General features: G+C 64.8%; 10 protein-coding genes. 6 read left to right on the top strand and 4 right to left on the bottom strand.

The window, feature by feature from the left end; translation table 11 throughout:
* Positions 1-26: 26 nt before the first annotated feature.
* Together ppk2 and AT984_RS20435 are read right to left on the bottom strand one after the other, a co-directional pair.
* Complete coding sequence (gene ppk2 / locus AT984_RS20440) at positions 27-1,292, bottom strand: polyphosphate kinase 2 (RefSeq protein WP_231741477.1); 1,266 nt, start codon at positions 1,290-1,292, stop codon at positions 27-29.
* A gap of 400 nt (positions 1,293-1,692) precedes the next feature.
* A complete protein-coding gene (locus tag AT984_RS20435; RefSeq protein ID WP_058721678.1) occupies positions 1,693-4,257 on the bottom strand; it encodes an FG-GAP-like repeat-containing protein in 2,565 nt (854 codons plus the stop codon).
* 208 nt (positions 4,258-4,465) lie between these two features.
* On the opposite strand from AT984_RS20435, the gene urtA reads away from it, so the two are divergent.
* From urtA to AT984_RS20405, 6 genes are all read left to right on the top strand, one after another.
* Complete coding sequence (gene urtA / locus AT984_RS20430) at positions 4,466-5,740, top strand: urea ABC transporter substrate-binding protein (protein ID WP_058721677.1); 1,275 nt, start codon at positions 4,466-4,468, stop codon at positions 5,738-5,740.
* A gap of 145 nt (positions 5,741-5,885) precedes the next feature.
* Positions 5,886-7,469 (top strand): urea ABC transporter permease subunit UrtB, encoded by a 1,584-nt coding sequence (urtB, locus tag AT984_RS20425; RefSeq protein ID WP_058721676.1) that lies wholly within the window; start codon positions 5,886-5,888, stop codon positions 7,467-7,469.
* Positions 7,466-8,578, top strand: coding sequence for an urea ABC transporter permease subunit UrtC (urtC, locus tag AT984_RS20420; RefSeq protein ID WP_058721675.1), 1,113 nt, complete (start codon positions 7,466-7,468; stop codon positions 8,576-8,578). Before urtB ends, urtC begins: the two co-directional genes overlap by 4 nt.
* Complete coding sequence (urtD, locus tag AT984_RS20415; protein WP_058721674.1) at positions 8,575-9,444, top strand: urea ABC transporter ATP-binding protein UrtD; 870 nt, start codon at positions 8,575-8,577, stop codon at positions 9,442-9,444. The genes urtC and urtD overlap by 4 nt, the downstream gene beginning before the upstream one ends.
* Before the next feature lie 72 nt (positions 9,445-9,516).
* Positions 9,517-10,221, top strand: coding sequence for an urea ABC transporter ATP-binding subunit UrtE (gene urtE, locus AT984_RS20410; RefSeq protein ID WP_058721673.1), 705 nt, complete (start codon positions 9,517-9,519; stop codon positions 10,219-10,221).
* Positions 10,222-10,463: 242 nt separating this feature from the next.
* On the top strand, positions 10,464-10,997 hold the full coding sequence (locus AT984_RS20405; protein WP_082680219.1) for an FxDxF family PEP-CTERM protein: 534 nt from the start codon (positions 10,464-10,466) through the stop codon (positions 10,995-10,997).
* A gap of 121 nt (positions 10,998-11,118) precedes the next feature.
* Here AT984_RS20405 and AT984_RS20400 read toward each other — a convergent pair whose 3' ends face one another.
* A complete protein-coding gene (locus AT984_RS20400; protein ID WP_058721671.1) occupies positions 11,119-11,958 on the bottom strand; it encodes an urease accessory protein UreD in 840 nt (279 codons plus the stop codon).
* A 175-nt stretch (positions 11,959-12,133) separates the two neighbouring features.
* Entirely contained in the window at positions 12,134-13,000 is an 867-nt protein-coding gene (locus AT984_RS20395; protein WP_197418188.1) for a 2OG-Fe(II) oxygenase, read from the bottom strand.
* Positions 13,001-13,021: the final 21 nt, after the last annotated feature.

Raw genomic sequence — 13,021 nt, 5'->3', positions numbered from 1 at the left:
CACGGCCAGCCCGCTCGGGCCCGGGTTCAGAGGGGGTCCTGAATGCTGCGCCCCTGCGCCTCGCCACGTTCGTACACAACATTGGCGCGGCCCACCAGCAAGGGGTCGAGCTGGCCGACCTTGTCCAGCGTCTTGTTGTTATAGGGCAGCTGATGCAGCACATAGCGCATGGCGTTGAGGCGCGCGCGCTTCTTGCAATCGGACTTGACGACGGTCCAGGGCGCCTCGGCGATGTCGGTGTGGAAGAACATCGCCTCCTTGGCCTTGGTATAGGTTTCCCATTTGTCCATCGAGGCCTTGTCGATGGGCGAGAGCTTCCATTGCTTGAGCGGATGCGCCTCACGTTCCTTGAACCGGCGGCGCTGCTCGGCGCGGCTGACCGAGAACCAGAACTTGATCACATGCATGCCCGAGCGCACCAGATTGCGCTCGAACTCGGGCGCCTGGCGCATGAACTCCACATACTCGTCATTGCTGCAAAAGCCCATCACCCGCTCCACGCCGGCGCGGTTGTACCAACTGCGGTCGAACATGACGATCTCGCCCGAGGTGGGTAGGTGCTGCACATAGCGCTGGAAGTACCACTGGCCGCGTTCCACATCGCTGGGCTTTTCCAGCGCCACCACACGGGCGCCGCGTGGATTCAAATGCTCCATGAAGCGCTTGATGGTGCCGCCCTTGCCGGCCGCGTCGCGACCCTCGAACAAGATCAGCACCTTGGCGCCGGTGGCCTTGACCCAAGCCTGCAGCTTCAGCAACTCGACCTGCAGCCGGTACTTTTCCTTCTCATAGCTGCGCCGCGACATCAGGTTTTTGTAGGGGTAGGCGCCGCTGCGCCATTGCGCCGACAACTCCTCGTCGGGGTTGCCGGCAAGACCTGCCCCCGGCTCCGTCGCCAGGCTGCCGTTGAGCTCACTCAGCAAGGCCTGGCGCAAGGCCTCGGCATCATCTTTGGACGCGCCGGCCACCACCGCACGCACCGAACTGGCCAGCGCCTCCGGTCCGCTGCTTTGCATGATGTCCTTCAAGGCCTCCAACTCGCGCGCCTGTGCCTTGGCCACCGACTCCTTCACCACATGGCGCGCGATGCGGGACTGGTCCAAGCTGCCGGCCGTGTCGCCACTGCGGCTGCGTCGGGGCTTGACGGCTGCAGCGACCGGGGCAGCTGCTGCGGCAGCAGCAACTGCAGGACCGGATTTCGCGGCGCCGCGCTTGGCGGCAGGCTTCTTGGCATTGCGGTCGGGGCGAGGGCTGGTGGTGCTCATGATGCGCAAGACTTTCTTGGTTGGCATGGGATTAACAATCTTGTCACATTCTCACCATCTGGCCCGCCACGCCTTGACGAAACTCAAGCCCGCCGCCCTCTGCACCAATTCCACGCCAAGCCATTGCCGATTGGCGTGAAATCTGGTCAGTTTTTGGAACCGAGCCGCCCGCCATGGGCGTGACCAGGGGTCAGGTCTTGCCCACCCCAGGCATCGCTTCGGTGCACGCGCCGCACTGCTTTGCGCCACCACGCCCCTTTGTGCACCAGCCTCGCCGCCACCTCCACCGAAAAAGACAAAAAAAGGCCCCGGTCTTGTGGACCGAGGCCTGAAATCCACCCAGAGGCGGTGGAGGAGACAACTGAAGATACTTAGCTTTAGCAGCTTCCGTGCCAGCTTTGAATTGGCGCGCGATTTCCCGGCCGAACTAGCGCCGACCTTGCGCTGCCAGGGCGGCGCCGACGCCGGCCCGGAGGCGCTGATTCCAGCCACCCGCCAGGCGCGCGCCGGGCTTCAGGCTTTGCGACATCAGCGGCACTGGCCTTTGCACAAACACCTCATCCGAAAAAATAACATCCGGCCGGCCATCGCCATTCACATCGCCCAGCGCCAGCACGCCGGTATAGGCCGAGAAGCCCTTGAACTTGGCGGGATAGCTGGCCTCGGCCGCCAGATTGCCATCACTGGTTTGCAAACGGGTCACAAAACTGCTGGTCGCGATTCCTCCCATCAGCACATCGAGGCGGCCGTCGCCATTGAGGTCCGCCAAAAGCAAGGGCGAACTGCCCTCGCCCAGGCGCTGCATTGCGCCCAACTGCCCGCCACTGCCCTGGGCAAACAAGGCCAGGCCATTAACGCGGTAACTCAGCACAAGGTCCGCACGGCCGTCGCCGTTGAGGTCGCCGATGGCCACATTGCTCGCCGTTTCATTCTGGTCGGCCACCATGAGCATGACAGGGGCGCCGAGATGACCGTCCGCACCTTGGTAAAGCAGCGCGGCGCCAGCGTAGCCGCTCAGACGCTGCGCGGTGACGGCAATGTCCGGGCGGCCATCACCGTTCAAGTCGCCAACAGCAAGATCCAGCTCGCCCGCGATAGCGACGGACACCGCCACCGAGTCATTCAGCAGCCAGGAGCCTGCATTGTTCCGCCAGACCTGGACCACGGCGTTGTCAGCGCCGAAGGTGACGATGTCCAAGCGGCCGTCGCCGTTCATATCGGCCAATCTCACCACCGTACCAATCGACGAGGGGCTGGCAATGCTGCTGTCGAGTTGAAGCTGGCCCGCCAAGGTTTGGGTGTAGATGTCGATGCCGCAGCTGCCCTTGTTGACCACCAAGTCTTGGCGCCCATCGCCATTGAGATCGCCAGCCACTAAGCCCGAGACGGGGCAAAAACCGGTCAAGGCGATGGGCACGCCGCCGCCCAAGCTGCCATCGGCTTGCTGGTAGAAGACCTGCAAGCCATAGGGCCAACCGAGTTGGACGTAGGTCGTGCTGGCCACAACATCAACCCTGCCGTCACCATTCAAGTCGCCTACGGCCACGTGGTAGCCCGCATTCATGTCAAGTACCGACGGTTTCAGACGCTGCGCCGCGCCAAAACGCCCCGGGTCGGCCGAGAAGCTCAGGCTTTGGTAAGCGGCGGCATTGCCCGCCAGATCCCTGACCTTGTCGATGCTGATGGTCACCGAGCTGCCACGCGTGAGCGGCCGGTCCGGCGTGAGCGTGACCTGGGCGCCGTTGACGGCAAACTGGGTCAGCGAAGGCGAGATGCCGCCCGCCTGAATGCTGATGCTGCCGGCGTTGACCGAGGCCGGGTCAACAGGCTCGCTGAAGTTCAGGATGATGGCGGCGGCCAAGGGCACATCCACCGCGCCGGCTATTGGGCTGGAGTTCGTCAGGGTCGGCGCGGTGGCGTCAATCTCGAATCGCCATTCCTGCGCTGCTACCAAGCCATTGCCCACCAGGTCTTGTGCCGCCGTGCTCAGCTTGGCGGTGTACTTGCCACTCAGCCAGGCGCTCTTGGGTACGAATTTGAGGCTGCGCTCGGCCACAGTAACGGTGCCCGCCACCGGCTGGCCATTGGCATCCAGCACCGTCAAGGCGCCCGCCAAGGTGCTGCTGTCCATGGCTTCGCTGAAGGCGATGTCCAGCGCGGCGCCGGCGCCTAGCGGCAGGCCGCTATTCAAGGCTGCGGCTGAGGCGGTGGGCGCCACGCTTTCGCTGCGCACGCTGCCCACACCGTAGGCGGTGATCATGCGACTGCTCTTGTTGCTTATGCCTTCGCTGGTGGCCGTGGTTTCATTGCGCACCGGGCCAATGCCGGGCGCCAACCAGTCATCGCTGACCGTGGTGACCACGATGGCCCGCTTGAGGCGGCTGGACTGCACCGTCATCACCGCCGTGGTTCGGGTGTGCAGGCAATCGGCCAGGCGGCCGGCCGGGGTGTCGATGGATTCCAGCGCCAGCATCACGGTGTCAGCCCGCGCGGCAACCGAGTCGAGCACGCCGTCGCCATCGAAATCCATCACCGCGCCCAGGTTCTTGTCCAGCACGACATGGCTGTCGCCCAGCCGCAGCGGATAGCGCAAGATCTGCAGCGGCCCGCCGGCCGCGGCCAGCGCCTCGGCATTGTTGCCGGGGATTTGGCGCACGCCGCTGCTGTCGGCCAGCAGCACGGTTTCGCCCTCGTTGGGGTCGCTGGACTGCTGCACGGTGCCCGTGCCGCCGGCCACGGCACGAGTGCCGGTCAGCCGAGTCGTGATCAAGGCGCTGCCGTCTGAATCTTGATAAATCCAGCGCGCACCCACCGTGGTGGGCATGAAGTTGCGGCTCGACAAGTCGGGGTTGGGCGCAGGGCCTGGGTCAGGGGCACCACCGCCGCCGCCTCCCCCTCCGCCACCACCGCAAGCGGCCAGGCCCAAGATCAAGCTGAAAACCAGGCTGGCCTTCAGACGCAAGAACTGCTTTGATTCAGTGTCAATCTGCATTACCCACCCTCGACATGGAATGCGCGCAGTAGAACGTGTACGCCATCCGCCGTATATCCCTCCTTCTGGGGCCGCCCTAGCATGGGCCTGTCTCTCTTGTCTTTTGTTGTTCTCTGTTGTCGTCGTGGCCACAGCGGTGATTTGTCGATTGAGTCACCAAGTCGCCCTCCTCATTGCCTTTCATTCTTGCCAACCGGAGTTCGTCACCATGCAAAGCCGTCGCTTCTTCACCCTCAAAGCCTTGGCCAGCGCCAGCGCGCTGGCTGCCCTGAGCCTGCTGAGCCATGGCGCTCAAGCGGCAGACACCATCAAGGTGGGCGTGCTGCACAGCCTCTCAGGCACCATGGCCATCTCGGAAACCGTGCTCAAGGACACGGTGCTGATGGCCATCGACGAGATCAACGCCAAGGGCGGCGTGCTGGGCAAAAAGCTCGAGCCCGTGGTGGTGGACCCGGCCTCCAACTGGCCGCTGTTCGCCGAGAAGACCAAGCAGTTGCTGACGCAGGACAAGGTCTCCGTCATCTTCGGCTGCTGGACCAGCGTGTCGCGCAAATCCGTTTTGCCGGTGGTGGAGGAATTGAACGGCCTGCTCTTCTACCCCGTGCAGTACGAAGGTGAAGAACTCAGCAAGAACGTGTTCTACACCGGCGCCGCGCCCAATCAGCAAGCGATTCCCGCGGTGGACTATTTGATGAGCAAAGACGGCGGCGGCGCCAAGCGCTGGGTGCTGCTGGGCACCGACTACGTCTACCCCCGCACCACCAACAAAATCTTGCGCGCCTACCTGAAGACCAAGGGCGTGAAGGACAGCGACATCGACGAGAAGTACACGCCCTTTGGCCACAGCGACTACCAAACCATCGTCGCCGACATCAAGAAGTTCTCGGCCGGCGGCAAGACCGCGGTGGTGTCCACCATCAATGGCGACTCCAACGTGCCCTTCTACAAAGAGCTGGGCAATGCCGGGCTGAAGGCCAAGGATGTGCCGGTGGTGGCCTTCTCGGTGGGTGAAGAAGAATTGCGCGGCGTGGACACCAAACCGCTGGTCGGCCACTTAGCCGCATGGAACTATTTCATGTCGCTGAAGAACCCCAGCAACACCGCCTTCATCAAGCAGTGGAGCGACTACGCCAAGGCCAAGGGCATTGCCGGCCACAAGGACCGGCCGCTGACCAATGACCCGATGGAAGCCACTTACATCGGCATCCATATGTGGAAGCAAGCGGTCGAGAAAGCCAAGAGCACGGATGTGGACAAGGTCATTGCCGCGATGGCCGGCCAGACCTTTACCGCGCCCTCGGGCATCACCTCCAAGATGGATGAGAAGAACCACCATCTGCACAAGTCGGTGTTCATCGGCGAGATCAAGGCCGACGGCCAGTTCAATGTGGTCTGGAAGACGCCCGCCCCGGTCAAGGCCAAGCCCTGGAGCCCCTACATCGAAGGCAATGACAAGAAGCCCGATGAGCCGGTGAAGAAGTAAGTAATCAAGCAAGTCATCAGGCGAGCAAGCGCACACGCTGGTTTGCTTGCCCGCTTGCTGCCGTGGCTTGACGTTTGCACCGCGAACGCAAAGCCACGGCCCCGGCCTCTGTCCTCCCCTCCTGACAACCTGGCTCCACGCGCCCATGCTCCGACATCTCTGCGCCCTGCTGCTTCTGCTCTTGGCCACCAGCGCCAGCCACGCCCTCACGCAAAGCGAGGCCCTGGCCCTGGTGCAGGGCGAGCCCGATGAGCGCATCGCCGCGCTGAACCAGACCATCCTGGCGCCCGATGCCGCCAGCATCGCCCTGCTGCAAGCCCTGGCCAACGACAGTGTGCGCCTGGCCGGGGGCCAGGTCTTGCTGGTGCAGGCCGACGGCAGCCGCGCCCGCAACGCCGTCAGCGGGCAAGACCTGACCCTGCCGGCCGACGCCGAAGAGGTGATGCTCAATAACCGCTTGCGCGGCGAGCTGGAAACCGCCTTGGCCGCGCTCAGCCTGTTCGACGCCGACCCCAAAGCCCGCTTAGCCGCAGCCCAGGCACTGGGCAAGCAGCCCAGCGAAGCCCGCCTGGCCCTGCTGGACAAAGCCTTGGCCAAAGAAGATGTGCCGGCCATCCAAGCTGCCCTGCAACTGGCCCGCGCCGCCGCCCTGCTGGGCAGCGAGCTGCCGGCCAAACGCATTCAGGCCGCTCACGATTTAGCGCTGGCCAAGACGCCGGCGACCGAGCTGCTGCTCAACGAACGCATCAGCATCGAGACCGACCCCGCCGTCAAACCCGCCCTGGAAGCCGCGCTGCGCCAGGTGCGCGAAGGCCTGGCATGGGGCGAGCGCCTGGGCCAGCTCTTCACCGGCCTGAGCCTGGGCAGCATCTTGCTGCTGGTGGCCCTGGGCCTGGCGATTTGCTATGGCCTGATGGGCGTGATCAATATGGCCCACGGCGAGCTGATGATGATTGGCGCCTATGCCACCTATCTGGTGCAGCTGGGCTTTCGCCACTACTTGCCGCCCAGCCTTTTTGACTATTACCTGCTGGCTGCGCTGCCCCTGGCCTTCGCGGCCTCGGCCGCTGTGGGCGCCTTGATGGAAGGCCTGGTGCTGCGCTGGCTTTACGGCCGCCCGCTGGAAACGCTGCTGGCCACCTGGGGCATCAGCCTGGTCTTGATGCAAACCGTGCGCACCCTCTTTGGCGCGCAGAACGTCGGCGTTGAAAACCCGGCCTGGATGAGCGGCGGCCTGCAGTTGCTGCCCAATCTGAGCCTGCCCTGGAACCGCTTATTCATCATCCTCTTTGCCGGCCTGGTGCTGCTGGGGGTGAGCCTGCTGATCCAGCGCACCCGCCTTGGCCTGTTCGTGCGCGGCGTGACACAGAACCGCCGCATGGCCGCCTGCACCGGGGTCAATACCGCGCGAGTGGATCGTTACGCTTTTGCGCTGGGCTCGGGCATCGCCGGGCTGGCCGGCTGCGCGCTCAGCCAGGTCGGCAATGTCGGCCCTGACCTGGGGCAGAGCTATATCGTCGACGCCTTTCTGGTGGTGGTGCTGGGCGGCGTGGGCCAATTGGCCGGCACGGTCTACGCCGCGCTGGGCCTCGGTTTGGTGAACAAATTGCTGGAAGGGCAGATGGGCGCGGTGCTGGCCAAGATTGCGGTGCTGCTCTTCATCATCGTCTTCATCCAAAAGCGCCCGCAAGGCATCTTCGCGATGAAGGGTCGCTCGGCGGAATCATGATCACCATGCCCACAACTACACACTCTCGCTCGCTCCTGAGCTGGCGCGGCTGGGCCACGCTGCTGGCGGCCTTGCTGGCGGTCTGCGTCCTGGCCCCGGCCCTGAACCTGCTGCTGCCCAGCAGCAGCGCCTTCCACCTCAGCGACTACGCCGTGGGCTTGCTCGGCAAGCTGATGTGCTACGCCATCTGCGCCCTGGCGATGGACTTGATCTGGGGCTTTGCCGGCATCTTGTCGCTGGGCCACGGCCTTTTCTTCGCGCTGGGCGGCTATGTGATGGGCATGTATCTGATGCGCCAGATCGGCGCTGACGGGCAGTACCAAAGCGCCCTGCCGGACTTCATGGTGTTTCTGGACTGGAAGACCCTGCCCTGGTTCTGGCGCCTGAGCGATAGCTTCGCCGCCACCCTGGCGCTGATCGTGCTGGTGCCGGGCGGCATCGCCTGGCTGTTTGGCTACTCCGCTTTTCGCTCGCGCATCAAGGGCGTGTACTTTTCCATCATCACGCAGGCGCTGACCTACGCCGCCATGCTGCTGTTCTTCCGCAATGAAACTGGCTTGGGCGGCAATAACGGCTTCACCGATTTCAAGCGCATTCTGGGCTTGCCCATCGCCACCCCAGGCATGCGCATGACGCTCTTCGTGCTCAGCGGCCTGGCCTTGCTGGGCTGTTATGTGCTGGCCTTGTGGATCACCCGCAGCAAGTTCGGCCGCGTGCTGCAGGCCGTGCGCGATGCCGAATCGCGGCTGATGTTCTGCGGCTACTCGCCCCTGCCCTACAAGCTGGCGATCTGGACCCTGTCGGCGGTGATGTGCGGTGTGGCCGGGGCGCTGTATGTGCCGCAGGTGGGCATCATCAACCCCAGCGAAATGAGCGCGGCCAATTCCATCGAGATTGCGGTGTGGGCCGCTGTGGGCGGGCGCGGCACCTTGCTGGGGCCGATTGCCGGCGCCTTTGCGGTGGGCGGCGCCAAAAGCTGGCTGACCGTCAGCGCGCCGGAGATCTGGCTTTACTTCCTGGGCGCGCTTTTCATCGCCGTGACCCTGTTCCTGCCCGATGGCTTGGCGGGCCTGTTCAACAAGCTGGCAATGCGCAAAGGCAAGGCATGACCCCCGAACTCTTGGAGCAAGGCCAGCAGCGCCTGCAAAAAACCAAGCCCGCCGCCGCCGAGCCAAGCTCCGGCGACCGCAGCGCCGGCTACTCGCGCGTGCATGAGCCCGGCTCGCTGGATCTGGCCCACGGCCGCATCCTCTACTTGGAAGAGGTCTGCGTGTCCTTCGATGGCTTTCGCGCCATCAACAAACTCTCGCTGGACATCGCTCCGGGTGAGCTGCGCTGCATCATCGGCCCCAATGGCGCGGGCAAGACCACCATGATGGACATCGTCACCGGCAAGACCCGGCCTGACTCCGGCCAGGTCTTCTTCGGCAGCACCATCGACCTCTTGCGCCACAACGAGGCCGAGATTGCCGCCATGGGCTTGTGCCGTAAGTTTCAAAAGCCCACCGTCTTCGAGGCGCTGAGCGTGTTTGAGAACCTGGAGCTGGCACTCAAAGGCCCGCGCGGTGTAGCCGCCGCGCTGTGGCACCGGCTGAACGGCCAGCAGCACGACCGCCTGGACGAGTTGCTGACGCTGATTCAGCTCGGCGATGAGCGCCACCGCCCCGCCGGCCTTTTGAGCCACGGCCAGAAGCAATGGCTGGAGATCGGCATGCTGCTGAGCCAAGACCCCAAGCTCTTGCTGCTGGACGAACCCGTGGCCGGCATGACCGACCAAGAAACCGAGCGCACGGCCGAACTCTTCCTCACCCTCAAGGGCCAACACACGCTGATCGTGGTGGAACACGATATGAGCTTTGTGGGCCGCATCGCCGAGAAGGTGAGCGTGCTGTGCGAGGGCAGTGTGCTGGCCGAAGGCACGCTGGCGCAGGTGCAGGCGGATGAGCGAGTGATCGAGGTCTATCTGGGGCGCTAGCCCTGAAAAAAGGCAGACCGGTAAGCCGGGCAAAACCGGATCGCAAACAGATCGCCAAGGGAGAAAACAACAATGCTTGAAGCCAAGAATATTCAACAGTTCTACAGCGGCTCCCACATCTTGCGCGATGTGTCGGTCAGCGCCCAGGCCGGCCGGGTCACCGTCTTGCTGGGCCGCAACGGCGTGGGCAAAACCACCTTGCTCAAGTCCTTGATGGGGCTGGTGCCGATCAAAAGCGGTGAGATCCGCTTCGACGGCCAGACCATCACCCGCGCCACCCCTTTCACCCGCGCCAGCATGGGCATCGGCTATGTGCCACAGGGCCGCGAAATCTTCGGCCGCCTGACGGTGGAAGAAAACCTCTTGATGGGCCTGGCGCCCAAGCCCGCCAGCACGCCCATTCCGCCCGCCTTGTTCGAACTATTCCCGGTCCTGAAGCAGATGCTGCAGCGGCGCGGCGGCGATTTGTCGGGTGGCCAGCAGCAGCAGCTGGCCATTGCGCGTGCGCTGGCGGCCGGGCCGAAACTGCTGATCCTGGATGAACCCACCGAGGGCATACAGCCCAGCATCATCAAAGACATCGGCCGGGTGATTCGCCAACTGGCCGACGAGGGCCTGAACGGCCAGCGCATGGCCGTGCTGCTGTGCGAGCAGTATTACGACTTCGCCGAGGACTTGGCCGACGACTTTCTGGTGCTGGAGCGCGGCGCGGTGATTGCCCAAGGCCAGGGCGCAGACATGGGGCCGCGAGGCATTCGGCAGCTGGTGTCGATCTGAACGGCGCGCTGGCAGGCGGGCGGGCCGATCTGCGGCGGCCATCTGCCACCAACTGTGACCCATGGCGGCGGCAGGCTTGTGGACTTTAAGCCAACACTCTTCCCCCTAAGCTGCGGGGGAGCCCCCGTTTGAGTCCTTGACGCTGCTGGCAGCGCCCCTCAGAGTCGACCCTCCTCCCTCCGGGGTGGACGCGCGCTTGGCGCGTTCGCCCGTCATGAAGCGCTTTCCGAGAAGTTTACTCAATGAAATTAGTTATCGCTACCGTATTTGCTGCCAGCAGCTTGCTGGCCACGGCCGCTTCTGCCGCTGCCGCGCCCGTCACCCTGACTTGGGAAGACGGCATCGGCTCCGCCTCCTTCGTCGGCAATAGTACCGGCAAGAATGAGTTCAGCCTCGACCTGTCCGCTTTGGGCAATGTCAACGAGCTGTACATCAATGTGAGCTCGAGCTTTGCCAAGAAGTCGGGCTTCGACATCAGCAGCGTCACCCTGGGTGATCAAGTCTTCACCGCCGTTCACAATGACGACGGCAGCAAGCGCTTCTCCGGTTTCGACAACTTCGAATTCAGCGCCCTGAACGTGAAGCCCGGCCAGTTCACGCTGACCATCTTCGGCACCAGCTTGGGCGGCGCCTTCGGCGGCAATATCAATGTCTCCGGCGCCCCGCTGACTGGCCCGGCCATCCCCGCCATCCCCGAGCCCAGCACTTACGCCCTGCTCTTGGCCGGCATCGGTGCCGTGGCCCTGGTGGCACGCCGCCGCAAGTCGGACTTCTAAGTCCGACTCGCCTCGCCAAACCAGGCCCTCACGGGTTTGGTCGGCAGGCCAATTAGAAGCCCGCGCAAGCCTTGGCCAGCGCGGGCTTTTTTACGTCCAGTGGTTCAAGGACGGAGCAGCCTCACATCGCCCACAACCGCGGCGGCGTCGCGCTCAGGCCCCACAACTCGTGCCGCCACGCGGCCCAGCATTGGCGCAGCAAGAGCAGGCTGGGTTCGGTCACGGCGCTGAGCGTGCGCAAGACCAGCACTTGCGGGTGCGCCGCCGTCACGCCGCTGCGCTCGCGCAGCTCGGGCGGCTGGGCCTCGATAAGGGCGCGCACGGCGTCCAGCGCACGCTGCTGGCGTTCTTTGGCGATGGCCTCGCCAGCCGCAAACACCAGCGTTGCCAGGCAGCGCTGGCCGGCCAGGCCCAGGGGGCTGTTCATCAGCAGCGCATCGTCGGCGCGGATCAGGCCGCGCTCCAGCCACACGCCCTCCACTTCCAGATGCTGGGCGAACTCGCCATGGCCGAAGGGTGCGCCGGCGGCGGGCAGGCCCAGGGCGGTGATGTCCCAAGTCAGCAGCTCGGCGCCGGGCGCCAGGCTAAAGCGCGCGTCGTTCAGGGCCGCGCAGCCGGGGTAGGCAATCGCTTCCAGCGGCAGCCACTCCAGGCGCGCGCCGGGCGCCAGCTTGGCCTTCACCTGCTGGGTCGCCCGGGCGCCGGCCTCGCTGCGGTAAAAGCGCGTGGCGCCGGGCGTGGTGACCAGGCCATGTGCCCCCTCGCCCACCGACATCTGCACGCTCAAGGTGTCGCCACCCACCAGGCCGCCGGGCGGATGGACCAGCACGTTGTGGCAAATCGCATCACCCTCGGGGTAGAGGGTCTGCAAGATGCGCAAGGGCCCGTCGTGGCGGTAGCGGGCCACGCTGCGGCCTTGCTCCAGGCTCAGGTCCAGGCTCAGTTCAGCGCGCCAACTCATGGCAAGGCCGGCACTGGGTCGAAGACGTAGCGTTGCGCGGTGGCGAGGCGGTTTGAAATCATGCGTGGATTGTGCCCAAGCCCAGGCCTGCACCGACTCGAAAGGGTCAGGTCTTGCCGAAATCCGCGGGCTGCCCCCCTTGGTTCACTGATTGATTGGGCAAGCCCGTGCTCGCTCACTGATACGCGCGCTGGCGCAGCCACTTGGTGGCGATGTACTTCACCCCGGCGATCACCGGCACGCCAGCGTGCAAGGTGACCGGGTCTTCCTGGCCTGCCGCATCCACGCTGGCGAAGTAAAGCGCCGCGCCGCGCTTGGGCCGCACTTCAAAGCCCAGCGTCGGAAAGCGGGTGCCGCCGCCAGCTGCCACTTCGTCCAGATAAAGAATGCAGGTACCCACGCGCTGGCCGCCGGCCTGCAGATGGCGCTGGCTGCCCGGCAGCGCGGGGTTGAAATAGTCGAAGTGCGCACGGTACTCGCCGCCGACGCCGTAACGCAGCACTTGCAGGCCCTCGCCATGGTCCACCGGCCAGTGCAGCAGCTCGGCCAGGCGGGCTTCGATGCGCGCCAGCAAGGCGAACTCGCCGCGCTGGAACCAGCCGCCGGCGCTGGTGCGCGCCTCATGCGGGCGCGATTCACCGAGCTGCTCATCCACCACGGTGGAGCGGCTCATGCGCTGATCGGCCAAGGCGATCAACTGATCGCATTCCTCATCGCTGAGCATGTCTTCAAACAAAACCAGTTGGGGGTGGTCAAGCACGGCCGTGATGCGCACCTGCTGGCCGTCGCTGCACTGCAGCTGATTGGCGGACTGCAGATCGATGGTGGGCCGCAGCAGCGTCTGCCCGGCAGGCAAGGCCTGACCCCGCAGCAGCTCGCGGCTCAGATGCGACTCACGCGCCTCGGCCACCGCCGCCGCTGACAAAGCCACGGCATAGCCGCCCTTCACCAGCAACTCCTGCATGGACTCGGCGCTGCAGCCGCGCGCCACGTTGTCGCCCAGCCAGGCGCGCCACTCGGGCGTCAATTGCTGCAAGAACATGGGCAACTCCATCCAGTGACA

This window comes from Paucibacter sp. KCTC 42545, assembly GCF_001477625.1.
Classification (GTDB): Bacteria; Pseudomonadota; Gammaproteobacteria; order Burkholderiales; family Burkholderiaceae_C; genus Paucibacter_A.
Note: the sequence above shows the minus strand (reverse complement) of the source record. Positions and strands in the feature narration are given on the sequence as shown.

What these genes read in the sequence shown, in the direction of transcription:
- AT984_RS20400 (WP_058721671.1), bottom strand. Translation starts at nt 11,958, where the DNA reads ATGAGTTGGCGCGCTGAACTGAGCCTGGACCTGAGCCTGGAGCAAGGC.
- urtE (WP_058721673.1), top strand. Translation starts at nt 9,517, where the DNA reads ATGCTTGAAGCCAAGAATATTCAACAGTTCTACAGCGGCTCCCACATC.
- urtB (WP_058721676.1), top strand. Translation starts at nt 5,886, where the DNA reads ATGCTCCGACATCTCTGCGCCCTGCTGCTTCTGCTCTTGGCCACCAGC.
- ppk2 (WP_231741477.1), bottom strand. Translation starts at nt 1,292, where the DNA reads ATGCCAACCAAGAAAGTCTTGCGCATCATGAGCACCACCAGCCCTCGC.
- urtC (WP_058721675.1), top strand. Translation starts at nt 7,466, where the DNA reads ATGATCACCATGCCCACAACTACACACTCTCGCTCGCTCCTGAGCTGG.
- urtD (WP_058721674.1), top strand. Translation starts at nt 8,575, where the DNA reads ATGACCCCCGAACTCTTGGAGCAAGGCCAGCAGCGCCTGCAAAAAACC.
- urtA (WP_058721677.1), top strand. Translation starts at nt 4,466, where the DNA reads ATGCAAAGCCGTCGCTTCTTCACCCTCAAAGCCTTGGCCAGCGCCAGC.
- AT984_RS20435 (WP_058721678.1), bottom strand. Translation starts at nt 4,257, where the DNA reads ATGCAGATTGACACTGAATCAAAGCAGTTCTTGCGTCTGAAGGCCAGC.
- AT984_RS20395 (WP_197418188.1), bottom strand. Translation starts at nt 13,000, where the DNA reads ATGTTCTTGCAGCAATTGACGCCCGAGTGGCGCGCCTGGCTGGGCGAC.
- AT984_RS20405 (WP_082680219.1), top strand. Translation starts at nt 10,464, where the DNA reads ATGAAATTAGTTATCGCTACCGTATTTGCTGCCAGCAGCTTGCTGGCC.